Source organism: Rhizobium sp. BE258, from assembly GCF_031457345.1.
Taxonomy (GTDB): domain Bacteria; phylum Pseudomonadota; class Alphaproteobacteria; order Rhizobiales; family Rhizobiaceae; genus Rhizobium.
Genome location: NZ_JAVDWL010000011.1, coordinates 137,708 through 161,322, shown reverse-complemented (window position 1 = coordinate 161,322; position 23,615 = coordinate 137,708). Strand labels below are relative to the sequence as shown.

The 23,615-nt window shown below is 59.4% G+C and carries 22 protein-coding genes and 1 pseudogene; 12 read left to right on the top strand and 11 right to left on the bottom strand.

Annotation, left to right across the window (positions count from 1 at the left end; genetic code table 11):
* Nucleotides 1–172 precede the first annotated feature (172 nt).
* The 3 genes and pseudogenes from J2X43_RS29730 to J2X43_RS31220 form a co-directional block, all read left to right on the top strand.
* Nucleotides 173–850 (top strand): winged helix-turn-helix domain-containing protein, encoded by a 678-nt coding sequence (locus J2X43_RS29730; protein WP_310301141.1) that lies wholly within the window; start codon nt 173–175, stop codon nt 848–850.
* Entirely contained in the window at nt 837–2,195 is a 1,359-nt protein-coding gene (locus J2X43_RS29725; RefSeq protein ID WP_112518737.1) for a HAMP domain-containing sensor histidine kinase, read from the top strand. The genes J2X43_RS29730 and J2X43_RS29725 overlap by 14 nt, the downstream gene beginning before the upstream one ends.
* A 156-nt stretch (nt 2,196–2,351) precedes the next feature.
* Nucleotides 2,352–2,483: pseudogene (locus tag J2X43_RS31220) on the top strand (hypothetical protein); the annotation flags it as partial.
* Between the two features lie 34 nt (nt 2,484–2,517).
* On the opposite strand, the gene J2X43_RS29715 reads toward J2X43_RS31220, so the two are convergent.
* Nucleotides 2,518–3,198: a phosphatase PAP2 family protein gene (locus J2X43_RS29715; RefSeq protein WP_112390697.1), complete on the bottom strand. Its 681-nt coding sequence runs from the start codon at nt 3,196–3,198 to the stop codon at nt 2,518–2,520.
* On the bottom strand, nt 3,195–3,563 hold the full coding sequence (locus J2X43_RS29710; protein ID WP_112390698.1) for a response regulator: 369 nt from the start codon (nt 3,561–3,563) through the stop codon (nt 3,195–3,197). The genes J2X43_RS29715 and J2X43_RS29710 overlap by 4 nt, the downstream gene beginning before the upstream one ends.
* 225 nt (nt 3,564–3,788) lie before the next feature.
* Here J2X43_RS29710 and J2X43_RS29705 point away from each other — a divergent pair, with 225 nt between their 5' ends.
* Nucleotides 3,789–5,447 carry a phosphoethanolamine transferase gene (locus tag J2X43_RS29705; protein WP_112390699.1) on the top strand — a complete coding sequence of 553 codons (1,659 nt, stop codon included), beginning with the start codon at nt 3,789–3,791 and terminating at the stop codon, nt 5,445–5,447.
* Nucleotides 5,448–5,707: 260 nt separating this feature from the next.
* On the opposite strand, the gene J2X43_RS29700 is transcribed toward J2X43_RS29705, so the two are convergent.
* Together J2X43_RS29700 and J2X43_RS31215 are read right to left on the bottom strand one after the other, a co-directional pair.
* Nucleotides 5,708–5,956: a hypothetical protein gene (locus J2X43_RS29700; protein WP_310301134.1), complete on the bottom strand. Its 249-nt coding sequence runs from the start codon at nt 5,954–5,956 to the stop codon at nt 5,708–5,710.
* Nucleotides 5,943–6,122: a hypothetical protein gene (locus J2X43_RS31215; RefSeq protein ID WP_405049661.1), complete on the bottom strand. Its 180-nt coding sequence runs from the start codon at nt 6,120–6,122 to the stop codon at nt 5,943–5,945. The genes J2X43_RS29700 and J2X43_RS31215 overlap by 14 nt, the downstream gene beginning before the upstream one ends.
* Before the next feature lie 306 nt (nt 6,123–6,428).
* On the opposite strand from J2X43_RS31215, the gene J2X43_RS29695 reads away from it, so the two are divergent.
* Nucleotides 6,429–6,788, top strand: a complete 360-nt coding sequence (locus J2X43_RS29695; RefSeq protein ID WP_112445765.1) for a PepSY domain-containing protein — start codon at nt 6,429–6,431, stop codon at nt 6,786–6,788.
* 258 nt (nt 6,789–7,046) lie between these two features.
* Here J2X43_RS29695 and J2X43_RS29690 read toward each other — a convergent pair whose 3' ends face one another.
* The 7 genes from J2X43_RS29690 to J2X43_RS29660 all read right to left on the bottom strand — a co-directional run bounded on the left by J2X43_RS29690 (nt 7,047) and on the right by J2X43_RS29660 (nt 15,510).
* Nucleotides 7,047–7,931 carry a DUF3991 and toprim domain-containing protein gene (locus J2X43_RS29690; protein ID WP_310301131.1) on the bottom strand — a complete coding sequence of 295 codons (885 nt, stop codon included), beginning with the start codon at nt 7,929–7,931 and terminating at the stop codon, nt 7,047–7,049.
* 836 nt (nt 7,932–8,767) lie between these two features.
* A complete protein-coding gene (repC, locus tag J2X43_RS29685; protein WP_310301130.1) occupies nt 8,768–9,979 on the bottom strand; it encodes a plasmid replication protein RepC in 1,212 nt (403 codons plus the stop codon).
* A 163-nt stretch (nt 9,980–10,142) separates the two neighbouring features.
* Nucleotides 10,143–11,144, bottom strand: a complete 1,002-nt coding sequence (repB, locus tag J2X43_RS29680) for a plasmid partitioning protein RepB (protein ID WP_310301129.1) — start codon at nt 11,142–11,144, stop codon at nt 10,143–10,145.
* A complete protein-coding gene (repA, locus tag J2X43_RS29675; RefSeq protein ID WP_310301128.1) occupies nt 11,141–12,319 on the bottom strand; it encodes a plasmid partitioning protein RepA in 1,179 nt (392 codons plus the stop codon). Before repA ends, repB begins: the two co-directional genes overlap by 4 nt.
* Before the next feature lie 1,363 nt (nt 12,320–13,682).
* Nucleotides 13,683–14,828 (bottom strand): tyrosine-type recombinase/integrase, encoded by a 1,146-nt coding sequence (locus J2X43_RS29670; protein WP_310301127.1) that lies wholly within the window; start codon nt 14,826–14,828, stop codon nt 13,683–13,685.
* The gene (locus J2X43_RS29665; protein WP_310301126.1) at nt 14,821–15,195 is read right to left on the bottom strand and encodes a type II toxin-antitoxin system VapC family toxin; all 375 of its coding nucleotides are present in this window, start codon (nt 15,193–15,195) and stop codon (nt 14,821–14,823) included. Before J2X43_RS29665 ends, J2X43_RS29670 begins: the two co-directional genes overlap by 8 nt.
* 42 nt (nt 15,196–15,237) lie before the next feature.
* Nucleotides 15,238–15,510, bottom strand: a complete 273-nt coding sequence (locus J2X43_RS29660; RefSeq protein ID WP_310301125.1) for a type II toxin-antitoxin system prevent-host-death family antitoxin — start codon at nt 15,508–15,510, stop codon at nt 15,238–15,240.
* Between the two features lie 151 nt (nt 15,511–15,661).
* On the opposite strand from J2X43_RS29660, the gene J2X43_RS29655 reads away from it, so the two are divergent.
* The 7 genes from J2X43_RS29655 (at nt 15,662) to J2X43_RS29625 (ending at nt 23,613) form a co-directional block, all read left to right on the top strand.
* Entirely contained in the window at nt 15,662–16,801 is a 1,140-nt protein-coding gene (locus J2X43_RS29655) for an RHE_PE00001 family protein (RefSeq protein ID WP_310301124.1), read from the top strand.
* A gap of 200 nt (nt 16,802–17,001) precedes the next feature.
* Nucleotides 17,002–17,247: a hypothetical protein gene (locus J2X43_RS29650; protein WP_310301123.1), complete on the top strand. Its 246-nt coding sequence runs from the start codon at nt 17,002–17,004 to the stop codon at nt 17,245–17,247.
* A 106-nt stretch (nt 17,248–17,353) separates the two neighbouring features.
* Nucleotides 17,354–17,974: a type IV toxin-antitoxin system AbiEi family antitoxin domain-containing protein gene (locus J2X43_RS29645; RefSeq protein ID WP_310301122.1), complete on the top strand. Its 621-nt coding sequence runs from the start codon at nt 17,354–17,356 to the stop codon at nt 17,972–17,974.
* Nucleotides 17,964–18,884, top strand: coding sequence for a nucleotidyl transferase AbiEii/AbiGii toxin family protein (locus tag J2X43_RS29640; RefSeq protein WP_310301121.1), 921 nt, complete (start codon nt 17,964–17,966; stop codon nt 18,882–18,884). Before J2X43_RS29645 ends, J2X43_RS29640 begins: the two co-directional genes overlap by 11 nt.
* A gap of 76 nt (nt 18,885–18,960) precedes the next feature.
* Nucleotides 18,961–20,265, top strand: coding sequence for an SIR2 family protein (locus tag J2X43_RS29635; protein ID WP_310301120.1), 1,305 nt, complete (start codon nt 18,961–18,963; stop codon nt 20,263–20,265).
* A gap of 7 nt (nt 20,266–20,272) precedes the next feature.
* Nucleotides 20,273–22,384 (top strand): helicase HerA domain-containing protein, encoded by a 2,112-nt coding sequence (locus J2X43_RS29630; protein WP_310301119.1) that lies wholly within the window; start codon nt 20,273–20,275, stop codon nt 22,382–22,384.
* Nucleotides 22,381–23,613 (top strand): exonuclease SbcCD subunit D, encoded by a 1,233-nt coding sequence (locus J2X43_RS29625; protein WP_310301118.1) that lies wholly within the window; start codon nt 22,381–22,383, stop codon nt 23,611–23,613. The genes J2X43_RS29630 and J2X43_RS29625 overlap by 4 nt, the downstream gene beginning before the upstream one ends.
* Nucleotides 23,614–23,615: the final 2 nt, after the last annotated feature.

Below are 23,615 nucleotides of genomic sequence, written 5' to 3'. Positions count from 1 at the left end.
CGCACCATTGCAGCGAGAGGGACGATATCGGCGGGGTCATACGGGCGCCTTGCCGGAACCATACGGTTTGGTAAGGTTTCGACATCCCACGACTTTACAAAACCGTATGTTGTAGCAGCGGCATCACAGCGGTTACATTCACCGAACGGACACAAACTGGCGAAGACACGACATGCGCATCCTCCTGGTTGAAGACGACCGCAAGACATCGGAATACGTGGCCAAGGGATTTGCCGAAGCCGGACACAGCTGCGACGTTCTGGGTGACGGCCGGGACGGGCTGTTTCAGGCGCAGCGCGAGTCCTACGACATGCTCGTCGTCGACCGGATGCTGCCGGGGCTGGACGGCCTGTCGATTGTCCGGTCTCTTCGCGCCGCCCGCGTCGGCACCCCTGCCCTGTTCCTCACGTCCGTTGGTGGCGTAGACGACCGTGTCGAAGGGCTGGAGGCAGGAGGCGACGACTATCTGGTCAAGCCATTCGCTTTTTCGGAGCTGCTCGCCCGCGTCAACGCGCTCGCCCGGCGCCCGCCCGTGCAGGAGCAAAAGACTGTCCTGAAAGTAGCGGATCTGGAACTCGACCTGATCCGGAGAGAGGCCCGGCGGGCCGGGCAGGTTATCGAACTACAGCCACGCGAATTCACCTTGCTCGAAGTCCTGATGCGTGGCGAAGGCCGGGTAATGACGAAAACGATGCTTCTCGAACGCGTCTGGGATTTCCATTTCGATCCGAAGACAAGCGTCGTTGAGACCCATGTCAGCAGGCTCCGGGCCAAGATCGACAAGCCCTTTCAGGCGCAACTCCTCCACACCGTGAGAAACACCGGATACAGCCTGCATGCGCCTCGCTAGTCTGCGACACAGCACGCCCTTCAGACTGGCCCTGACCTTCGGCGTCCTGTTCATCGTCACGTTCATCGTCAGCGGCGCGGTCATGTACCATATGCTGAGCGCTGGCCTTGCCCGCCAGATGGACGCGTCCCTGCACGAAATGAACTCCGTTATCGCCTCGACCTATGCTCCTGATGACATGGAGGATCTCGTGGCCACGCTGAACAGCTACGTAAACCTCCAGACGACAAAGGATGGCCTCTACTCGCTGGTCGATCCAAAGGGTGTAAGGCTGGCCGGCAATTTCACGGCAATCAGAATGCGGCCCGGCATCTACACAATAAAACCGGAAGACATCGGCCTTCCAGGCTCGGGCAGGTTCAGGATCGAAGTCACGCAGCTTGGCCCCAACATGCTCGTCGTCGGCGAGAGTTTCTCGGACATGGATGACCTCCTGAGGATCGTGCTCGTAAGCCTCGGCTGGGCGGCGGTACTCGTCGTCGTCGCCGCGCTCGGCGGTGGCATCTTCCTGGCAGCCAGGGCACAGCACCGTCTGGATGCGGTGGCCCGCACAATGCTCGACGTCTCCAACGGCCGACTCGACAGCCGGATACCTCTCCAGGGCCGCAGCGATGATCTCGATCGCGTGGGAATGCAGATCAACAGCGCGCTCGATCGCCTTTCTGGAATGGTCGAGGGGATGCGCCAGGTCAGCGCCGATATTGCCCACGAGCTCAAGACGCCGCTCAATCGCCTGAAGATGACTCTGGACGACGCCATTCGTGGAGCCGCGCGCGGCCGCGATGTGGGACAGCTGCTGGCGGATGCGCGTGCCGAAAGCAATCAGATCAATGCGACATTCGAAGCGCTTTTACGCATATCGCAGATCGAGGCGGGCGCTCGTCGACAGCGCTTCCAGAACGTTGATCTCACCGAGATCCTGACTTTCGTCGAGGAAGTCTATGCGAGCGTTGCCGAGGACAATGGACAGGCACTGAACCTCCTTCCCTCACCTATTGCCGCGTTCCAAGTCCAAGGCGACAAGGAGCTTCTGACCCAGATGGTCGTCAATCTCGTGGAGAACGCCATCAATCATTGCCCGCCTGGTACTAGGATCGACATGTCGCTCGTCTCGGCGCATGCCGAAATCGTGCTGCGCGTAGCCGATAACGGTCCGGGCGTGCCCGCGGAAGAACGAGACAAGGTATTCCGGCGCCTGTATCGGCTGGATAAAAGCCGCACGACACCCGGCAGCGGCCTCGGCCTCAGCCTCGTCAGGGCGATCGCCGATCTGCATTCCGCACATATCGGCCTCGCCGATAACGCCCCAGGCCTGGCGGTCACCGTCTCGTTCCAATCGGTGTAAACGTCCGCTTGACGGAATCCAGCCTTACAAAATCGTAAGAACCTGTCGAAGCCACGGTAAGAATGGTTGCCTAGGCATGCGTGGTGCCGCCCGTTCCCACGCGAGGCGGCAATCCTCTGACCCTGCCGCAACGGCACAAACACTACAGGAAAGATAATGCATCAACAGCTCAAGTATGCCGTCACCAAAGTGCCGGAAGTCACGTTGGCATTCTGGATCATAAAGATCCTCGCCACCACGCTCGGCGAGACGGGCGGGGACGCAGTGACGATGTCGATGGATCTGGGAAGACCTGGAAGAGCATTTCGAGCGCAAGGGTTGATCAGCAGATTAAGATCGATGCCCGGAAAAAGCGCCAGCAGAGCAACGTCCAACTGGTTCCAATGATCCAGCCCGCGAGCACGTCACTTGGATAATGGACACCAAGATAAACCCGGCTCATTCCGATCATGATCACAACCAGAGCTGCAGCACCGTAGAAGATTGGCCGGTGCGCGGGAATGCTTCCCAGTGCAGTACCAATGAGGGCAAGCGCCAAGTAAGTGGCCGCCGAGACCGTGGAGTGGCCGCTCGGAAAGCTGGCATCATGAACCTCGACCAGATGCGGGACGATGGAAGGGCGGGGTCTGTTGAGAAGCGTCTTCACCACATTGCTGATACACCACGCTCCGAATGCCGATAAGGCCAGAAAACCAGCAGCAGCGCTCCGTTTCGCCAAATACAGAAGCAAAACAGTGAAGAACACTATCGTCGCCAGAACGGCCAGACTGCCGAGGCTGGTCATGTTCTCGAAGTAGTTCTGTAACCAGTGGGGACCTGCCGGAACGTTCAGATCACTTGCCTTACGCAGTGCAAGAAGGACACGTGTATCGAGGCTTGCAGTCTCGCCTTCGACGGTTTCGTGACCGAGCCATGGGACAGCTACCACTCCGACAAAAAGCGCGACTGTGATCGCAATCTTTGACGGATGACTGCGTCGAACCAAGTTGTGCAAGCTGGTCATTGCTGACGCCCCTCTCCCACCAGACGCGATATCCTGATGCCGAGATCGGGAAGAGAGAAGGGTTTGATAAGGTAGTCGTCAGCCCCGCTCGCCAATCCTTCCATGCGGTCGCTGAGTTGATCGAATGCCGACAAGATCAAGACAGGGACATTGCGATCAAGCTTCCGAATATGCTCGAGAACCGACAGACCGTCGCCGTCAGGCAATCTGAGATCCAGCACGACGCAATCATAGGTGCCCTGCCCGGCTGCTGCCATCCCGTCCACCGCGTTTTGGCACCAACGCACGGAGTCACCACCGTCAGCCATGTGGCCCACGATAGCGTCACCGATCAGGTTGTTGTCTTCGATTAATAGGATGTCCACTCGGATCCCCGGAACACATGTCAGACTCCGGGGCCAATGAACTTCCAAACCTGACACCCACCTGAAGTCGACAGCATCGAATGGCCGTGGGCGGTCAGTGTGTTTCAGGTATCCGTCAGGTTCATCGGCAAAGCGACAGGCAGCCTGGAATCGGAACGGTAGCGTGATTGCGCTGCCGCGTCCGATCCGCCGATCGACAGTCGCACCGTGGGGACACCAAGAGGCATGAAACAATCTATTTGGCACCAGCGTCCCAGTGTCGGAAGCTTTACGATCAGTGCCATCACGACCGCATATCTCCTTTTGGTTGCCAACCACACCTTCTGGGCGCGCGCCGCTAACTATTTCAAGGACGACCAATTTGCTCTTGGCCTGTTCGTGACGGGCATCACCGCTGGAGCCATGGCGATACTCACGCTCGTATCGGCAAAGTACGTCACCAAGGCTTTCCTGATCTTCTTCGTTCTCACCGCATCCGCAGCGTCCTGGTTTACAGACCAGTTTGGCGTGATCGTCGACCGCGAGATGATCCGAAACATGTTGCAGTCCACGTCCGCGGAGACGGCTCACCTCATCACACTAAGGTTCATCACCCACTTCGCGTTGACCGGAATTCTCCCCGCCCTGCTGATTCTCTGGGTGCGGATCGTCCACCGACCGGTTCTCTCGAAACTGCTTCACAACAGCGCGATCATTGCGGCATGCCTCGTTGTCCTGGCAGGCTCCGCAATCAGCGACTACAAGTCCATCGCTGGCGTGGGCCGCGCGCATCCCGACATCATGGATCCGTTGACGCCATTCTTTCCGATGACCAGCGCTGTCCGCTACGGCATCGATGCGATGAAGGGTCCGCGCGGCGCTCCAACAGCCCTCGGTACCGATGCGCACCGCACCGCAGCCGGGAAGCCGAGGGTCACCGTCATCGTCGCCGGCGAGACTGCCCGTGCAGAGGATTTCTCGCTTGGAGGCTATTTGCGCGAGACGAACCCCGAGTTGAAGAAGAGGGACGTCGTCTATTTCCCAAACACGTCGAGCTGCGGCACTTCGACGGCAGTCTCCATACCCTGCATGTTCTCGATATATACGCGGCAGAGCTACTCTCATGATAAGGCGCTTGCGAAGGAAAACCTTCTCGACGTGCTCATGCATGCCAACGTGTCGGTCTCCTGGCTGGATAACGACACCGGGAGCTACAACGTCTCGGACCGCGTCCCCTACCAGTTTCTTCCCAAGTCCGCCGATCCTCGCTTCTGCAGCGGCGGCGAATGCCTGGACGCAATCCTTCTGGATCGCATGGACGAGTGGCTGGACCGGATTCACGGCGACAGCGTCCTGATCCTGCACCAGCTCGGCAGCCATGGCCCAGCTTACTTCGCACGCTACCCTGATGAATTCAGGCGGTTCGTCCCGGATTGCCGCGCCGAGGATTTCGGCAAATGCAGTCAGCAGGAAATCCGCAATGCTTACGACAACACGATCCTCTACACAGACTTCGTCGTCGCGCAGGTGATCGACAAGCTCAAGTCTCGCGAATCGTCCGTCGCTGCATCCGTGATCTATTTGTCGGATCACGGCGAGTCGCTCGGAGAGAATGGTCTCTATCTGCACGGCGCCCCATACATTGTCGCGCCCTCCCAACAGACGCATGTGCCGTTTCTCGCCTGGGTCGCTACGGACGTGCAGAAGACCAATGGTTTCAACATGGGCTGCCTCAAACAGAAAGCCTCGGCTCCGACGTCCCATGACAACCTCTTTCACAGCGTTCTCGGGATGATGGACATTTCCACATCCGCCTACGATCCCTCGCTTGATGTGTTTGCCGGATGCCGCGTGCCCGGCGACCTGGCCGAGGCGTCGCCCGCGGCTTTCGGCGGCACAAAGTAGGCGCTCCATATTCGACGGATGAGCCGCGACGCCCGAGCCAAAAACTGCGATGTCTCGTAGAATGCCCGCCATGGCAAAACAATGCAGTAGCAGGTCATGGGCAGCTTGAACTGCCTGAGGCCGTTCTGGAAGAGGGAGCCACGCTCGGCACTCTGACGTATAGGCTGCGGTTCCATGAACAGACCTCGTAATCCGGAGAGATGCTCAAGATCGAACGCGAGGTCGTAAGGCAACCGCATCGGAACAAGCTCATCAACGATCTACTTTGCAGCTCTGCGATTGATGAGATAGGCGCCCGACCCCTTCTCGCGCGTCAGGGAAATAGCCAGGCCGCGATAGGGCGTAAGCGGCTTCAGTTTGAACTTCCGGCCGCGATTGACAATCGAGAGACGGAGGATGTCCGACTCCCTCTGCTCGTCGAGCGCCGCGCTGAGTGCCGCCACGAGATCCTCTTCGAAGAGGAGAGCGTCCTCGAGGATGAGAGCATGGGCCGCTCTAGAATTCTGCATTCTCTACGCCCATTCGACATGGCTGAGGAAACACCCGATCTCGAAAGGGTTCGGCTTTCGGCCGTGCCGCTTCGTCGAATGTTGAGAGGGGCATCGTGATCTCGCGCCCGTCGAGCGCGGAAATACGTTCAAAGTCCAAACCCCTGTTGAGTACCCGCGCCTCCATCCGAAAGCGACGCTCAGGCGATCGGTCCAGATTGATCAGATAGACCGAAAGTCAGGAATTGAGTGTGGTGCTCAGGTCATTGATGGACGCCTGAGTACTGGAGTGCACGTTCATGGGAGCCTAAAAACGCAATGATCAGGCCATGAACCTGCGCTTCGAAGTTCTCCCGTTCCTGTCTGCATCCATACGGATTTGTAAAGTCACAGGCGTCCACGTTACCGATCCGTATAATCACGGAAAGGAAACCTCAAACTGCGTGTTGCAGGCTCCTTGCGTCCCAATGACGGGCACCACAAGGAGAAGAAGATGAACCACTATCGCTCTCTCAAGGCCGCCATGGCGGCGATGATCGCAGCCGGCGCCATCGGGCTTGCAATGCCGACGTTCGGCCAGGCCGCGGACCAGCAAAACGGCAAGGACGACACTGCCGAATATTCGGAGCTGTCGGGGGCAAAGATCAGCCTCTCCCAGGCTGTCGATGCCGCCGAGAAGAAGTTCGGCGGCAAGGCCGTCAACGCCGCGCTTGATAATGAGCAGGCCAGTGCTGCCTTCGAGGTCGAACTCATGACCGACAAGGGCTCTCAGACGGTCGCGGTCGATGGTGTCAGCGGCGAACCGACCGCCGCGCCCGACCTGCAGGACAACGGCGGCGAAGACGTCAAATAACTCCATTTGAGCGGCTGCGAGCCTTGCGCTCCGCAGTCGCTCTTTCGCTTTATCCTCGGGACCCGCAATGACGCTTCCCCTATTGCCGCTCCTCCTTGAAATTCACTATCGGTGCGCCGAAAGGCGTTGCGGACGGGCTGGTATTGGAACCTGGAGCGAGCGAGCCATCGCGGGGCTGATGGCCGACGCCAGATTGCTGCCGAGATCCCGGCGGACTCGCCTTCACCCTTGAAGCGTTGTTGAGCGTATGCGCAATCCTTACTGTGCTCTCAACTCTTCGTTCCAGTCTTGTGCATGGGGTCTGAGACGCACGAAGTCACACCCGAGGTGATCGGCAATATTGCGCAGCCTGTCAGCATAGACCTCGCCCTGCGGATCGGCATCTGTCGCTGCAACCAGCATCCGACCGGTGGTGATCGCCTCTATATGGTGCGCAACCGCCGGCGCCCAACCTCCTCCGGTGCTGGCATAGAGCGTGTCGCCCCGTGCTCCTTCGAGAGCGGCCAGGCTCAAGGCATCGATCGCCGCCTCCGTTATGCAGACGCGGGGAGCATTGCGGGCACCGAAGCAGAATAGCGTCTTGGTGCCTCCCGTCGAAAAGCCGCGCCAATCCGGACCGCGTTCCTCCCAACCCGAGACATTGCCGGCATCGTCGTCGTGGCGAAACCATGCACTGGCAAATGGTCCCTGCCGGATCCGGTCGGCCCTGATCGCGCGTCTTAGGATGGGCCCCGGCAATGCTCTCGCCTCAGTCAGGTACCGGAAGCCGGGCGATACCGGTGTCATGAGCGGCCGGTTTTGCCACCGTTCGAGCACCGGCGCGGTGGCAACGGGTCTGTCTGGTGAATGACGCGGTACAAATGACGGCGTGTTTCTCCCGGCCAATTCGCAGATACGCTCGACGGCGGCGGGGAACGAAATCCCTTCAAGAAAACCTGCAAGCGCAAAAACGTCTCCCTTGTGATCCGAGAGCGGATCGAACCAGCCGGCGCCCTCGTGGGTAACGATCAGAATTTCGGGACTGCGCCGGAATTTACGGGCACGCCGGCTGCTCTCCTTCTCATCAAGGACAAAACCTGCCTGCAGCAATACCCCCTCGCATGACACGAGGCCGCGTAATCTCTCGAGCTTGATCCGATCCATGTTTGTCTCCTTTCTCCCCTCCTTTGACTGGGGCTATATCCCTCCCCCGCGCGAAGGCCGTGGCTGCAAGGGCGCGATGACAGGACGTACGAGAAGGAAAGTATCGGCGCGGCGCAGCTTCCCTTGCGGCTAGTAAGCCGCAAGCGCTACGCAGGTCTCGCCTGCGAGACCCTACGGCGGCAGCGCCGCCAACAAAGATGAAGAGTATCGGAGAAATCAGCATAGCGCCGCCCGCAGGGCGGGATTTCGGTAATTCTCGCCGCGCGGGACCGGGCGAAGGGCAGCCGCAGGAGCCTCAACATAGTGGCCCATAGGGGAGGCGGGACCGACTGCTCCCGATCTGAGCGCTCCTTGCCTACGCAGTCAACGCTATCCTCAAGCAGCGTGTCGAGTTAGCAAGGCTTGAGATCAAAATTTTTGGCCGAGTTGGCTACGGTCGCGATATCTGACCGAAGCAGAAAATCGCGACATCCCTTTTTGAAACTGCCGGTCTAGTGAAGGCGATCGTCTCTCAGTCCGACGGAAAGCTGAACCCCGTCCCGAAGGCGGTATCGAGGAGTCGACAATTGTGCTATCTATCCAACGTGTGTCGCGAGGGATCGTCTGCCGTCCCGGAAAACCGAGGCGGCGGCCTATAAAGTTCGAAATGCTTCGCGAGTGAGCAACCTGGGCCACTTAGATGCGCGATCTAGGGGTCTGATCAGCCTGTATATCTCCTGTTAACCAGAAGCGAAGTCGGGGTTTATTTCCGTCATAGCTATTCAATTCTTAAAACGGACATCCATCTGATCGCAAAGTCTCGCGCCTGAATTGGCGCCTGACATCGGCAAAAGGGGTCAACCGCCTGTATCTCGCGACCGCAACAGTGCGTGAAGCATGGGAGCTGGAGTGAAGGAATGGTGTCGCGCTTTGAGGGTCAGGCTGCGAAGATATCCGCCAGGCGACGTGATGCGCTCGGCGTTTTCGAGAATGCAGGCAGTAACGATCGACGCGCTTTCGGCTCCCATTGCCGCGACTGCATCGTGGAAGGCCGAGTTGCTGATGCCGAGCATTGTGCGGACGATGCTTGATGCAGATGCGAGATCCGACCAGTTTCGAATAGTGCCGCCGGGTCCGTAGGCACCGACCTGTGGGCATGCTTGGAGGACGGCTGCGAGGCTCAGCGGCCTGACTGGGTTATCTTCCGCGCTTTTTCGGTCTTCAACATTTACCGTTGGCGCTGGCCGATCATGGTTGCGGGAGCGTTCAATTTCAAAATGGGATTCTGGATCTGAATCCTGTATGTGGCGCTCACTCTGCGATTCATTGGCGCGCAGATCCTTTGCTTTTACGTGATTTTCCAATTGGTTGACGATTGCGGTGCGGATGTCTTCAAGCTGTCGCAAGGCGGTCTCGACTTGCATCAGCGTGGCCTGACGCGGCAAGCTGTCAATGACGCTGCGGAACTGCACGTAAAGGGGTGCCCACTCACCTGCCACGTCTTCGAGCTCGGCTGCCGAGATGAGTTTTGCGATATCGCGGCGGCAAATCGACACGCGCTCCTTGGCGATACGGAGCCGTTCGCGATCCAATTGAATGCGAGCGGCTAACCTCTCGATCTCTTCGGCGCGGGCCAGCAGTGGAGCGAGATTGAAGCCGAAAGCCTCGTCAATCTCCCCTCCCCTACCCCGCCGGGCGTAGCGCTTGCCATTGGGGCTGTCCTTCCTGGCGATCAGACCGGCATCGACGAGCATGGCGAGATGCCGCCGAAGGGTTGCCGGGGTCATGCCGCGGGCCCGAATGGAGAGCTGGACATTTGAGGGGAACACCACGAGGGAAGTACCGGTGGACATCTCATCCTCAGGGAGAAACGTCAGGAGCGCATCGAGCACCGTGAGGGCACGATCGGTGACTTCAAGCTCGCGGCGTGCTTCGCAGACCGATCTGAAAAGCTTCCATTTGTTGCGGCGCTCGCCTTTCGGCAAAGCACTGGCCTTGCGCTGTGCCAGCATCATGGCAAGCGTCATCGGCCGCCGCCCGACAGGCGTCGTCACATATGTCGTATCCATCTTTCTTTCACCTGCGTTGAGGCAAAAGAAATCCGCTCACCAAAATGGCGCCTAGACTCTTGACTGTGATTCGGGGAAATGCGATTCTTGATTTGCTTAAGATCGAGAAGGGCTTCCACGACGGCGACGTTTGGGGGCCTTTTTCTTTTGCGCGGTTCGACCTCTATTGTTTGGGTTGAGTGCTTCGGACGAATTCGCTGTGCAGCGCTTCCATGCGAGTATTCAGGAAATCGACGAACTCTGCCGGTACAGCTTTGGTAAAGCTGATCCGTGGGCCGGAACTCGGATAAGACACTGTCGCGAGCACGAAGCCATTGGCCTTGATCTCGCTCGGCGCGGCCTCAGTCTCATTTGCCACCGGTGCCTTGTCCTGCAGGGCCATAGAGGCCACCTGGAAGCGCAGATTGGTGTCTGGCTGGCTGTGATCGGCCAGGCGACCGGAAACGCGCTCTGCAGCGTCCTGGCGAATAGAAAAAGTCTCCGCGAATGCCAGCCAGCGCCGGCGCCCAACTTCGGGTGCGGGGCCGATTGCGAAAAGGATAGCTCGCGGAACGGCAGAAGCGATCTTCAGCATTTCTGAAAGATGGGACTTCTTCGTCGACAACGATGCGCAGATCGTATCGCGGCGATAGCCCGCCTCTTCCTGGGCAAGAGCGAAAACGCATTTCTCGATGAAGCTGAGGTCGTTGCGGTTGGTATTTTCCTCGCCCTGACGGACGATTGCTTCCTCGTCGGGCAACTCACGAAGGATCGCCCTGAACTTGATGCCGAGCGCGGCGGCTGCAGCCAGGCGCCTGCGGCCAAAAACGATCTGGTAGGGCTTGCTGCCATCCTTGAGGGGACGCACGAGACCCGGAACGATCTGGCCGCGCTCCTTGATGGATTCCTTGATGGCTTCGATCGCAGATCCTTCATAGGCACCGTCGAAGCGGTCCGGGATCGCCGATGGCGCTACTTCGGACGGATCGACCTCGATAATATGGTCGCCGTCCTTCAGAAGTTGATCGAGCGCCTCGCCCTTTTCCTGAATCTGGCGAACACCGGCTGCAACCTTCATCAGATGTGGAGACGGGGTTCGGCCCGCAACCGGCGCTACGCTCGGTGCAGGCTGGTCGAGGCCTCCAAGGACGTTGGCGAACATACCACGGGAATCTTTGCGGCTCATTCACGCCCCCATGCTGCCCAGAGCAGCTTTTCGATCTCGCTATTGGCAGCGTTGATCGATTCCATCGCGCGGTCGTAGGTCTTCGGCGCCGAGAACCTGGAACGCTGCACTTCGTAGAGGCTCTGCTTCCAGGTCAGAGCGTCGGCGACGGCTGTGGATTTGGACACCATGTTGAGAAGGAGGTCATCACCGAATACCTGGCGCATCAGTGCCGTCATGTTGGCCTGCGGGTGATCGTTCGCCTCGAATTTGGTGACGAGGAACTTTGCGAAGTCCCACTGTGCCGGAGCACCCATTTCGCTGAGGATCTGCATGTAGGTGGCAGCCAGCTCCAGGAACTTGCCGGTTGAATCGACATCGAGCATGTGAGCCGGAACCGGAATGATGACGGCGGTGGCTGCCGTCAGCGAAGACAGCGTCAGGAAGTTGAGCGACGGTGCTGAATCCATCAGGATAACGTCGTAGTCGTCGGCAACCTGTTCGAGCGCCTGGGAGACCCGCAAGAGGAAACTTGTCCCCCCTGCCCTACGCATCTCCAGAGCCACGGCGGTTTCGAACTCTGTGAGGTCGAGACCGGCGCAGATGACATCGAAGCCGGTGATGTGGGTCTTGTGGATCAGGTCTTTCGTCGGGCGCTGCTCGGAAAAGCGGATCGCCGCATAAAGCGTGTCGTCTTCGCGCGGATCAAAATCGGGAAGATTGCCGTGCAGGCTTGTCAGCGAGGCCTGCGGATCGAGATCGACCGCAAGCACGCGGTAGCCGCGAAGCGCTAGATAATGGCCGAGATGGATCGTCGTCGAGGTCTTGCTCGACCCGCCCTTGAAATTGGTGACGGCGATGATCTGGCATTCCTCGCCATCAACGCGGCGCGGGTTCATGTATTTCTTGCGACCCTTCTCGGCAAGCGTCATGCGCAACTCGAGGACCTGGTCCAGCGAGTACATGCGCCGTCCGTTCTGCGTGACCTCAGGGGTCGGGCCCTTGTCCTTGAGGACGATCTGGCGAATGTAGGCTTCCGACACTTCGAGAAGGGCGGCCGCCTCCGACGAGGAGAACTTGCGCATTTCGCGGCGCGCGTCGGGCGGATATTGCGCCATGCTCAGGTTCTGGAGAGCAAAGTCGAGCTTGCTCGAGAAGCTCTGCATAAAATCGAGACTGCTTAGATGCCGATTCACTGGATTTCCCTCGGTTCGTTCCGGATAACTAAGCGCCGCTTGTGGTTAACGAAGCGTTACACCGGCCGTTGTTTCGCGAAAGAACGATAATTCGCATATTTTCCGTAGTTAGAGAGGTATCGCGATTCGCATCCACCGGCAAATGGCCTCCAGCGGCAATTCATTGACATGATTTTGCTGTTCGACAGAAAGTTCCCCGCGGGGAACTTTCTGGTCGGGTTTCGATCAATAGAGATCGTGACAGAGTAGTCTGTCCCAATGCGGCAAGGCAGCGGTAACCTGGTTACGCCGTCTTTGGCATCAAGCGCCCGTCTGTCGACGACCGTTTTGCGGCGGCCGGCCAAAAGTTCCCCGCGGGGAACTTTTCGATCGGACGGCGGGCGCCACATTATCATTGCCCATTGCTGGAGCCCAGGCTGGGTTCGGCGCCACACCAGCCATCCCGAGAAAGGCGCTCCCGCGGGACGTTTCGCTCTTGGTCTTGTAGCGGCGGAGGGCGTGCGGCGGGTACTGAGCGTCGATCCGGGTTACATGGCAACGAGGCGGTGTTGGTCAGGCGATGGGAGACGATGGTTGGAAAAGAGTGCTTCGGGTATAAACCCCCTCCCCTGCTCGGGGGCATTTGCGCGACCCGTCAGCCTTTCGACGGCTTTGGTTTAGTCAAGTTCTGAAAAGTTCCCCGCGGGGAACTTTTTGAGAGTGCGGGCACCAAGCATGGGGCTTGAGTGCAATCTCTGTCCGGGGGGGGGGGGGGAGGCTTAATCTATGGCAGTCTTGAGCATCGCGAACGCCGCCGCGGCTCCTCTGATTGAGACTGGTAAATTTGGCTCCCTCGGTCGATAGGCACAAAAGTTCCCCGCGGGGAACTTTCAGGATTCCGAATGGCGGCAAAGCGCTGGATAATACTCGAGTAGGCGTTTGGCCGAAGCGAGAGGCGCGGATCCGGAGAGGGCGGACACCGTGGTGTCGCTTGATGTTCCGGCAGCTTCATCGTTTGGCGCGGCCGCTCTCTGGAACCCTTTTCTCAAAATGCGAGGGCGGATGGACGGAGCCCAAAAGTTCCCCGCGGGGAACTTTTCCAATGCGCTTCAAATTGTGGCATTCGGAATGACGGCGATGCGATCGCCGGCAGGGAACGGATTGCACCGCTTCTTGCGCTCGGTTCACCGGCAGCCTGGGCCGGACAGCGAGGGTAAAGCGTCCAGTTAGAGAATTCGGCAGGCGGGTTTTTCTGCTGGGAGCGAGACGGCCTCAAGGCAGGCCGTAAGCTGCAGCCTCGAAGGGTTCGGCACCCACTTTAAAAAGTTCCCCGCGGTGAACTTTTGACACTGACCTTTCCGGCCAGGGCCAATCCCAACGGCGATCAGAGTAACCGTGCGGCCAGTCCGGTCTTGCGACGTGCATCATTATAGTAGCTGCCTGCCTGCTGCATCGAACGATGACGGGGCTGGTCCATCGCCTCGAGAAGAGAGACATTGCGCAGCGCAGCCTCCGTGAGGAAGCCCGAGCGCAGGCCGTGAGCGGAATAGTCGCTGGGTTCCAAACCGGCGCTCTCGGCCCGCTGCTTGACGATGGCATTGATCGACTGCGCATCGATTGCCCGCCGGGAGATGTTGCCCCATTGGTCGATTGCGCGGAAGACGCTGCCCTTCTGAATTTTGGCTGCCGCCAACCAAGCATCCAGCGCATCGACTGGCGCTCCGGTGAGAAAGACGATCTCTTCGCGGCTGCCGTCGCTTGTCTTGGTGCGGCCAAGGTCGATCGAGATTGACGGGAGCTTGGTCCCGTCTTCGAGCTCGACGGGATCCAGCCTGGCAATCTGGTCATAGCGCAATGAAGCGATCTCGCTACGCCGGCGGCCACCCGATCCGAAGGCAACCATGAGCACGGCGCGGTCACGAAGGTCGCGCAGACTTCCGCCGGCACAGGTGGCGATCAGGCGTGCGACAACATCGCCCGTCAACGCCTTCCTGCTTTTACGCTGACGCGGTCGCCCGGCGGCACGCACTGCAAGCCGAATCGCCGACTTCAGGGCAGGGGAGGCGAAGGCGCCCTCAAGGCCGCGCCACTTCGTCAGCGTCGACCAGTGCGCCAGACGGCGCCGAACGGTCGAAGGCGAGTGTGGGCCTGTCATGCGCAGGCAGCCTCCGTCACGCAAATTCAATTCGACATCTGCGGGCATGCCGTGATTGGGATCGGTCTCGCGCTTCTCCGGCAACCAAAGATGATGGGCAACGAACTTGAGAAGCAGCGCTTCGGGTGCCGGCCAGGGCAGGGCGCTTCCCGTCGCAGCCAGCGCCCACGCCTGCAGATAGGATAGATCCGATGTGAGAGCCCGCAGGGAATTTGCGCCCATCCCCTCATTGACCAGATGACGAAGGGTTTCGACGTCCTGGTCGGTCAGCAGCTCTGCTAGCTCATCCCGTCGCTCGATCGGCAGGACCGCGGCGAGTGTGTCGAGTTCGATCGCCCGGCGGCTAACGATATCGGAGGCTGTACGGTCAGTCACTGTGTGAGAACGGGCCGAGAACCGCTACCCCTTCCTTACGCGCAGCAGCGGACAGCTTGCGGTCCAGCGTTGCGAGGGGAATGACTCGATTGAGGGCAAGCGCCAAATACGCAGCATCGTAAGCGCTCAGCGTATAGCTGGCTGCCGACAGAAGAACCGAACTGTCGCCGCCAATCCCGGCGTCGTCGAGCGGCAACCGGCGGACACGCTCCATATTAACAAGCGCACCACCCGGCCGGATCCGGCCGCGTCTCTCGGACATAGTCAAAATGTTGCGAATCTCGAACCAGAACAGTGACGGCACCGGGCAGGGCTCCGAAATCGAGGCAATGGCTGTCTCCGCTGCTTCAGAATACTCTTCCTGCAAAAGCCAGGCGGCGGCGAGCGAGGCGTCAACGACGAAATGCCATCAGCGGCGTCCTTCGTCGCGCCACGACAAGATTTCCTCGTGGGTGGAGACGGCAGCTTTCAGACGCGATGCCCGGACTTCAGCGAGCAGCAATTGTAAGTCGGTAGGCTTGCGTGCACGCGTGACATGCGCGACTGGATCGTTGCCGCGTGTGATGATGAGATCTTCGCCAGCTTCAACTCGAACTAGCAGCTCGGAAAGATGGGTCTTAGCCTCAGAGATCTTAACTATCGTCACCTTGTAACGGAGCCTATTGAGGTTGGTTTCGAGCACTTAGAGTATGCTCGCGTTGCGTGTCGGTCAACAATATGGTCTCATAGCCATCGATAATGGGTACTTATCGATGGTTATACCACCGACCCACAATCGTACCATGTGAGGAACCGTAATATTCAAATAGCGTTCGTGCAAGAAATAATTTGCAATGATTTCAATGGCTTACGATCTCGCGAAAATCAGCATGACAGCCCTGATGCGGCCGGCTTTCGACGCTGGTATCGCGCTCACGCGTTTGGACGAGCGCATCGCCCGCTCGCCGGTCGGCCAGGGGTGGATCGAGCGCTCCCACTTCGCCGATGCCTGCGCGTCCCTCTGGATCGACGGCGAACTGGTCCATCTCGAAGATCTCGTCCTCCACGACGATATCAGAGATATTCGCACACCCACCCACGAACTGACAATCGCCCGCGACGTCCTGCGCACTCGCCGGCGCATTGCCGCCCAACTCCCCGGCTGGGCACTGTCGGCCGACGGTATTCGGATGCTGCGAAAGACCTCGGAGATCACGGCGGCTGACACGGGCGAGGCGACGACCGCTGATGCCATTCGGCGCGCGGACGCGTCAGATCCGGAAGGGGAGGGGGAAGATATCGACGACATCGAGAATCTCCCCGGCGTCGACTATGCCGCCATCGATGCGGTGCTCGCCCGATCGAAGGCGGCGATCGAAAACGCAAGCCGGCCCGGCCGCGGAGGTGGCCAAGACAAAGATCCGATGATCTACGATCTCGATTGGGACGAAGACGCGCGGCTCGGCGAATGGCGCGGCGTGTTGCGTCAGTTCGAAAATCTGCCGCCGGTGCTGCAGGCTATCGTCGCCATCGATGCCTGGAACGAGCTTTCCGTCCTCCAGCATGCACCCTGGCTTGGCCGGCTATTGGCCGCCTCGATCCTGCGACAGGCCGGCATCACGTCAGGCCCCCATCTCGCCGCCATCAACCTCGGACTGAAAGCCATTCCCGTCGATCGGCGCCGACATCGTGATCGGGAGACCCGGTTGATCGCCATTGCTCACGGCCTGATCGCAGCCGGCGAAATTGGCTTGAAAGAGCATGACCGGCTGACGCTGGCCAAGACAATGATGGACCGAAAGCTGGACGGGCGCCGGACGTCTTCAAAACTGCCGGAACTGGTCGAGCTGGTGATGGCGAAACCGCTCGTGTCGGCCGGGATGGTGGCGAAGGCGCTGGAGGTGACGCCGCAGGCGGCGCGGCGGATCGTTTTAGAGCTGGGCTTGCGAGAGATGACCGGGAGGGGGAGGTTTCGGGCATGGGGAATTATTTAGCCGCGACGCGCGATCGGCCGCCGATACATGGCGGGGTCGGATGTCGCCAGCCGCCGCCGGCAGCATTCTCTTTACGTCTATGAAACAGCTGAAAATTACAAGCTTGAGGCACTCTCCACGATGCAACTGAAGCATTTCTTGGAGACATAACGCGGCCGTTAAAGCAGTTGTTGCCTCAATACAAAGAAATCGAGTCGAACGTGGAGGCGGCCATCTTTGAGCGCTTTCATCTTGACTTAAATGCTAGGCCGGAGGTTAAGCAGGCCGACCTTCGAGTTCTGGCAGCGGAACAAGCTCAAGTGATGCCTGAAGGGACTGATTATTGGACGGTGCCCTCAAGAATCAAGCCCGCAGCTATCGACGTTCAATTCCTGTCGCCGACGGAAAGCTCTGAGCGATTTTTATCGAAATTTTTCGAGCTAACAGATGAATCAGGTGCGCTCTAGGTTTCAGTTCGCGAGTGTAGATCGGCGGATAGTCTCTTTCCACACAAGAGCTTGCGTGATAAAACCTCTGCTTTAATCTGCAAGAGCAGAGGAAACGTCACCGTCCATGCCATCCACTAACGCCCAGCGGCTTCGTGCGCTGAAGCTCCTAGAAGCCCGGGGTATGCTCCGGCTGAAGGAGTTCGTTGCCGAAGGCATCGGCCCAGAGACGCTTGCGCGACTTGTCCGGGAGGAGGCGGTCATCCGCCCGGCACGGGGCCTCTATCAACTCCCCGACGCACACGTCGAAGCTGCCCATACGCTGGCGGAGGCGGCGGTTCTGGTTCCAAAGGGTGTAGTCTGCCTAACCTCAGCCCTCCAATACCACGAACTGACGCTGCAGATGCCGTCGGCTGTATGGATGGCGATCGACCGTGCCGCCTGGCGGCCCAAGATCGATTATCCCCCTATTCGGTTCGTGCGCTTCACAGGGTCGGCACTGACCGAAGGGGTCGAGCGTCACCGCATCGAGAATGTCGACGTTCCCATCACGGATCCGGCGAGGACAATTGTCGATTGCTTTCGCTACCGGACGAAGATCGGCCTCGACGTCGCGATGGAGGGACTGCGCGAGGGTCTCCGCCGTCGCCGATGCAAACCGGATCAAATCTGGCGTTACGCGCGCAAGGCGCGGGTCTGGTCGATCATGCGTCCTTACGTCGAGGCAATGGTGTCTGATGCCGCGTGAGCCTCGCAACATCGGCGCATCAGTGCGAGCGCGGCTCCTCGATCGGGCACGTGCCGAGCGATCGGATTTCCAGATTCTCCTGACGCGATATGCGCTCGAGCGTCTGCTCTACCGGCTAAGCGCGTCGCCGCACCGCGACCGCTTCATCCTCAAAGGTGCGATGCTCTTCGTGACCTGGGTCGCCGATCCGTTTCGGCCCACGCGCGATCTGGATCTGCTTGCCCACGGCGACAGCGACGCCGAGGCAATTGCCGAAACCTTCCGGGCCATTTGTGCGCAGCCGGTCGCCGATGACGGTGTGACGTTTGATGTCGCCGCGCTGATGGCGGCCCCGATCCGTGAGGAAGCTGAATATGGTGGTGTGCGGGTCCGCACGACGGCAACCATCGCCGGGGCGCGTATTCCGATCCAGGTCGACATTGGTTTCGGCGACGCCATCACACCTGCGGCCGTCGAGATCGACTATCCTACCCTGCTGGACGCCCCAATGCCGCGCCTTCGCGCGTATCCGGTCGAAACGGTGGTGGCCGAGAAATTCGAAGCGCTCGTAACGCTCGGCGTGGCCAATAGCCGGCTCAAGGATTTCTATGATCTCTGGGTGATCTCCCGAACATTCGAACTTCGCAAGGCTCCCCTTGTCGAGGCAATTCAGCGGACCTTCGCACGACGCGGAACTGTCCTCCCGTCTGTTGTACCGGTCGGTCTGACCGATGAATTCGCGGAAGCATGGACCGCTCAATGGCGCGCCTTTCTGGACCGGGACCGGATGGCAGCCGCACCAGATGCTTTCGCCGCTACCGTCGCCGATCTTCGCCTCTTCTTGATGCCGCTGGTCGTCGGATTGAAGGAAGAACGAATTTGGCCGCCGAGCGGGCCGTGGTCGCCGGGGGCAGCAATCGATGAGGCATAGCGGAACGAGAAAATTTCTCCGTTCCGCATGGCGCGACTGACGAAGAAAGGAGCCGCTGTCGCGGTTGGGGGGAAGTATGGATAAGAAGCACTTTTATCGCGTAGGCAGCCACTCAGGCGCCTGGGACGATCTACCCACTGACCCAGATGAACTGGATTCCCTGACCAATAGTGCCCGAAAGCACATCGAGCCGTGGCTCTCTGCTGTCTTCCAAGCAGAGCACCTCAACCTGCTGCTCGGCAGTGGGTTCACCGCAGCGGTTGGTTATCTCGCGGGCGTAGGGGCCACAGGCATGGCCAAGGTTACATTTGGCACGTCTTATGACGCCGCCATTGATGCGCACGCCCAGGCCGGAGCGACGGCCATGAAAAGAGGTGCGGCAAACATCGAAGATCAGTTTCGAAGTGCGCTTGCTCTGCTCGAGGGCCTGGGGGTCATAGACAAGGGAGCAGAAAAAACTCTCAAGGATGGCATTGATGCCCAGATGTCTGGCTTCCTCACTTCATTATTGAAGACGGAAAGCGGGATTGTTGCTGGAAAGGATCCGACATCGAAAGATGCTGCCCAGGGCGCTCTGCAATCATTCCTGCTGAGTTTTGCGAGCCGCGCTGCATCCCGTGAACGTTTGCACGTCTTCACAACCAACTACGACCGCCTGATCGAACATGGTTGCGACTTTGCGGGTCTTCGGATCATCGACAGATTCGTCGGCGCGCTGAATCCGGTCTTCCGCGCGTCGCGCGTTGAAGTTGATGTCCACTACAATCCACCCGGCATTCGGGGAGAACCGCGGTTCATGGAGGGCGTCATTCGCCTGACTAAGCTCCACGGCTCACTGGATTGGTTTTTTGATAGGGACGAGCGGCGAATCTATCGCAAGGGCATCCCATTCGGAGCGCCCGCGGATCATACCGACATTCCCAAAAAACCCGTCGACACGGTGATGATCTATCCCAATCCCGCAAAGGACGTCGAAACAACACAGTATCCCTATGCGGAGCTCTTTCGCGATTTTGCGGCAGCAGCTTGCAGACCTAACGCCGTTGTCGTGACCTATGGCTATGGCTTCGGCGACGATCACGTCAATCGAGTGCTGCTCGATATGCTCACGATCCCGTCGACCCATTTGGTGATCATGGCCTATTCGGCTGACGATCGCCTCAAAGCATTCGTTGAAAAGACGCGAGATGCGCAAGTCTCGTTGTTGATCGGGCCTCATTTTTCGGATCTTGCAACGTTGGTTGCAAGCTACCTGCCGAAACCGGCGCTCGACTACATATCGGGCCGAATGACAGAGTTGTTGAAGCATCGTCCAGGCGATCCAAAACTCAGCGATCCGCCTGCCACACCGCCTTCAGCGACTGCAACCGGGCCGGTATGAGGCGATCATGACAACTCCAATCGAACGACTGTCGGGCCTTGTTGTCGGTGTCGTCGAGTCGGTCGCGCCTGACGAAGTTCGGGTGCTCCTTGAACTGGACGCTCCGCATTCCACGGCATTGAATACCGGAGTGCCGGCGGGGTTTCCGCGTCTCAATGGGTATGTGCTCATCCCAAATGAAGCCGGTGCGACAGTCGCCTATATAACCTGGATTGGGATCGAACGCTCTCCTTATCCAAAGCGCTCTGGCCTGAAAGACTTTGGCCTGATCGATCTTCCATTTCCACTACGGAAGATGTCGTTATCGCCAGTGGGTACATTGACATCCCGGCGCGACCGCGCTTCGGGAATGACCAAATACGAACTCTCTCGTGGCGTGGTCGCGTTTCCGTCAGTGGGGGACCAAGTCCTTATCCCGACACCCCCGCAGGTCGAAGCCATCGTGGGCGCGAGAGACGACGATAAGAGAGTCAGAATAGGCTCCTCTCCGATGGCATCGAACGCGGCCATCATGGTCGACCCTGACAAGCTTTTCGGCCGGCACCTGGCGGTATTGGGAAACACCGGCAGCGGTAAATCATGCACGGTAGCGGGCCTGATTCGATGGTCCATGGAGACCGCCGAGAAGGCCATCAAGGATGCCGGCAAGACGGGTGTGCCCAACGCGCGGTTTATCATCCTCGATCCCAATGGCGAATACGCCAGGGCCTTCGCTGATCGCGGAGACGAGCTGCGGTTGTTTCGCGTTCCACCCGTTGCAGATGGAGAGCGGCCGCTCGATGTCCCTGCGTGGCTCTGGAGTGGGCACGAGTGGACCGCGGTCGCTCACGCCCAACCAGGGGCGCAACGCCCGTTGCTTATGCAGGGGCTGCGGGAGCTGAAGGCCGGTCAAGCGGAGGGAGTGCCGAGAGAGGCGATGATCCGCCGCTACCTCGGTTCCTACTCGATCCGGATATCGGCGATGTTGAACACCGGCACGCAGGCCTTCGCGGGTGCTCCGAGACCGAGATTCGAGTGCGCGCGGCTCCTTGAAACGATCGCGTCAGATTGTTCGCAGTTTGGCGGGGAGGCCCTCGATACAGCTAGCGGCGCTCTTGCCGCGATTTCCACCACGATCACGGGGATTGTCGATAACCGACGATCTGGAAATTTCTTCAACGATTTTGCGATTTCCGACCTGGAAACGGTCCGCAGCGCACTGGATACATTGGCTCAGACGCTGCCGGATATCGGTCACGCAGCCCTCATCAGTGAGGACGCTCCACAGTTCTTTGACGTAAACATTCTCGCCGAACATCTTGACCGGGTGGCAACCGAGCAGGGAGGTAACCTCGCAGGGTTTATCTCGACGCTCGGGCTTCGGATTCGCGGAATGCTCGCCGATCAGCGGCTCGGCGCCGTAATTGGTCGCGACCCGCCGACTTCCTTCGAAACCTGGCTGAAGGATTATGTCGGCGACGATGGCGCGAGTAACGGCCAGATCGCGGTCGTCGATCTGTCTCTCGTCCCATCCGAAATCGTCCACATCGTTGTGTCCGTTTTGGCGCGGCTGATCTTCGAATCGCTTCAGAGATACCGCCGCGGCCATCCGAAGGGCCAGACCTTGCCGACAGTCCTCGTTCTTGAGGAAGCGCATACATTCGTTCGGCGCGGCAAGGACGATGACGGCCCTGCATCATCTCCGACCCAGCTCTGCCGCGAAGTGTTCGAGCGTATAGCCCGCGAGGGGCGCAAGTTCGGGCTCGGGCTCGTCCTTTCGTCGCAGCGACCATCAGAGCTTTCTCCAACGGTTCTGGCCCAATGCAACACGTTTCTGCTGCACCGTATCGTCAATGATGCGGACCAGAATCTCGTCGCACGCCTCGTCCCCGACAATGTCGGTGGACTCTTGCGTGAGCTGCCGAGTTTGCCTTCCAGGCAGGCCGTTCTCCTTGGTTGGGCAGCGCCGATCCCGGTTCTGGTGGAGGTGGACGAATTGCCTAATGCACAGAGGCCGCAGTCGGCAGATCCGGATTTCTGGAACGTTTGGACGCTGGCCGAAGAGCGGAATGTCGATTGGGACTCAATTTCGAAAGCATGGTCGGGCTCTGCTCCGGTGCAACTGCCGGAGGAAGGATGATCCGTATTCTGCACACGGCTGATTGGCATATCGGTCAAACTTTACGCGGGTTCTCGCGGGAGCACGAGCACCGTAAGGTGTTTGAGCGGCTTGAAGAGATCGTCGTGGAGCGAGATGTCGACGCCCTCGTTATCGCCGGCGACGTGTTTGACAGCCAAAATCCCTCCGGGGAAGCGCAACAGCTCTTCTACAATACGCTCGTGCGGCTGAGTCGCGCACATCCGCGCATGGCTATGGTGATCGCTGCCGGCAACCATGATGCCGCTGGTCGGTTGGAAGCGCCGCGGCCTCTGTTGGAGGCATTCAACATCCGCGTCGTGGGCAATGTTCGGCGACGTGAAGGGCGGGTCGAGGCCGCACGCCATCTCGTTCCTATCGCTGACGCAAGCGGTGCGGTAGCTGCTCATGTGCTTGCAGTCTCTCACCCAACCGCAGCGTGCCTCCCGAATTTGACACGGCTGGATGGTGCAGCAGGCTCGCCCGTCATCGCCGGCGTTCGAAGCCTCTATGCCGAATTGGTCGATACGTTGCGGGGACCAATGGATGGTCTACCGTTCGTCCTAACGGGACACCTCCATGTCGCGGGAGGTATCGAATCGGAAGGCGCAGAGCGTCGAATTCTGGTCGGTGGCCAGCATGCCGTGCCGCATGACGTATTCCCGGCAGAAGCGAGCTACGTGGCGCTTGGCCACTTGCATAAGGCTCAGGCTATCGGTCGCGATACCGTCCGCTATTCCGGTTCACTGATCCCTTTGTCCGCGACGGAGCTGCCCTACGCGCATGGGGTCACTCTTGTGAGCCTGGACGGTCCAACGGTTCTATCTGAGCACATCTCGATTGACCGGCCAGTTCCCTTCATCCGCCTTCCTGAAGCGGGCGACATGCGGTTGAGCGAATTTGGTGATCATCTGAAAGCAATGGACCTCTCATCGGACCTACCGCTTCATGAGCGGCCATTCGTCCAGGTCAGGCTTGCCCGCGAAGGGTTGTCTCCCGGGTTCAGAGAGGAGGTCGACCGCATCGCGGAGAGCTTCCCGGTGCGCATCGTCGATACCCGTGTTGCAGCAATACCCGGGGCGTTGAATGACGTGATCATCGCCGATCCTATGATGCGGCTGGCGGAAAGAGATCCGGAGGATCTGTTCAAGCTTGCATTTGAACGCACCCTCGGCGTCGCCCCGGATGCTGCTCACCTGGATGTCTTCCATCGAGCACGGGCGGAGATATAGCC

What these genes read in the sequence shown, in the direction of transcription:
- J2X43_RS29730 (WP_310301141.1), top strand. Translation starts at nt 173, where the DNA reads ATGCGCATCCTCCTGGTTGAAGACGACCGCAAGACATCGGAATACGTG.
- J2X43_RS29725 (WP_112518737.1), top strand. Translation starts at nt 837, where the DNA reads ATGCGCCTCGCTAGTCTGCGACACAGCACGCCCTTCAGACTGGCCCTG.
- J2X43_RS29715 (WP_112390697.1), bottom strand. Translation starts at nt 3,198, where the DNA reads ATGACCAGCTTGCACAACTTGGTTCGACGCAGTCATCCGTCAAAGATT.
- J2X43_RS29705 (WP_112390699.1), top strand. Translation starts at nt 3,789, where the DNA reads ATGAAACAATCTATTTGGCACCAGCGTCCCAGTGTCGGAAGCTTTACG.
- J2X43_RS29700 (WP_310301134.1), bottom strand. Translation starts at nt 5,956, where the DNA reads ATGCAGAATTCTAGAGCGGCCCATGCTCTCATCCTCGAGGACGCTCTC.
- J2X43_RS31215 (WP_405049661.1), bottom strand. Translation starts at nt 6,122, where the DNA reads ATGGAGGCGCGGGTACTCAACAGGGGTTTGGACTTTGAACGTATTTCC.
- J2X43_RS29695 (WP_112445765.1), top strand. Translation starts at nt 6,429, where the DNA reads ATGAACCACTATCGCTCTCTCAAGGCCGCCATGGCGGCGATGATCGCA.
- J2X43_RS29690 (WP_310301131.1), bottom strand. Translation starts at nt 7,931, where the DNA reads ATGGATCGGATCAAGCTCGAGAGATTACGCGGCCTCGTGTCATGCGAG.
- repC (WP_310301130.1), bottom strand. Translation starts at nt 9,979, where the DNA reads ATGGATACGACATATGTGACGACGCCTGTCGGGCGGCGGCCGATGACG.
- repB (WP_310301129.1), bottom strand. Translation starts at nt 11,144, where the DNA reads ATGAGCCGCAAAGATTCCCGTGGTATGTTCGCCAACGTCCTTGGAGGC.
- J2X43_RS29655 (WP_310301124.1), top strand. Translation starts at nt 15,662, where the DNA reads ATGATTTCAATGGCTTACGATCTCGCGAAAATCAGCATGACAGCCCTG.
- J2X43_RS29645 (WP_310301122.1), top strand. Translation starts at nt 17,354, where the DNA reads ATGCCATCCACTAACGCCCAGCGGCTTCGTGCGCTGAAGCTCCTAGAA.
- J2X43_RS29640 (WP_310301121.1), top strand. Translation starts at nt 17,964, where the DNA reads ATGCCGCGTGAGCCTCGCAACATCGGCGCATCAGTGCGAGCGCGGCTC.
- J2X43_RS29635 (WP_310301120.1), top strand. Translation starts at nt 18,961, where the DNA reads ATGGATAAGAAGCACTTTTATCGCGTAGGCAGCCACTCAGGCGCCTGG.
- J2X43_RS29630 (WP_310301119.1), top strand. Translation starts at nt 20,273, where the DNA reads ATGACAACTCCAATCGAACGACTGTCGGGCCTTGTTGTCGGTGTCGTC.
- J2X43_RS29625 (WP_310301118.1), top strand. Translation starts at nt 22,381, where the DNA reads ATGATCCGTATTCTGCACACGGCTGATTGGCATATCGGTCAAACTTTA.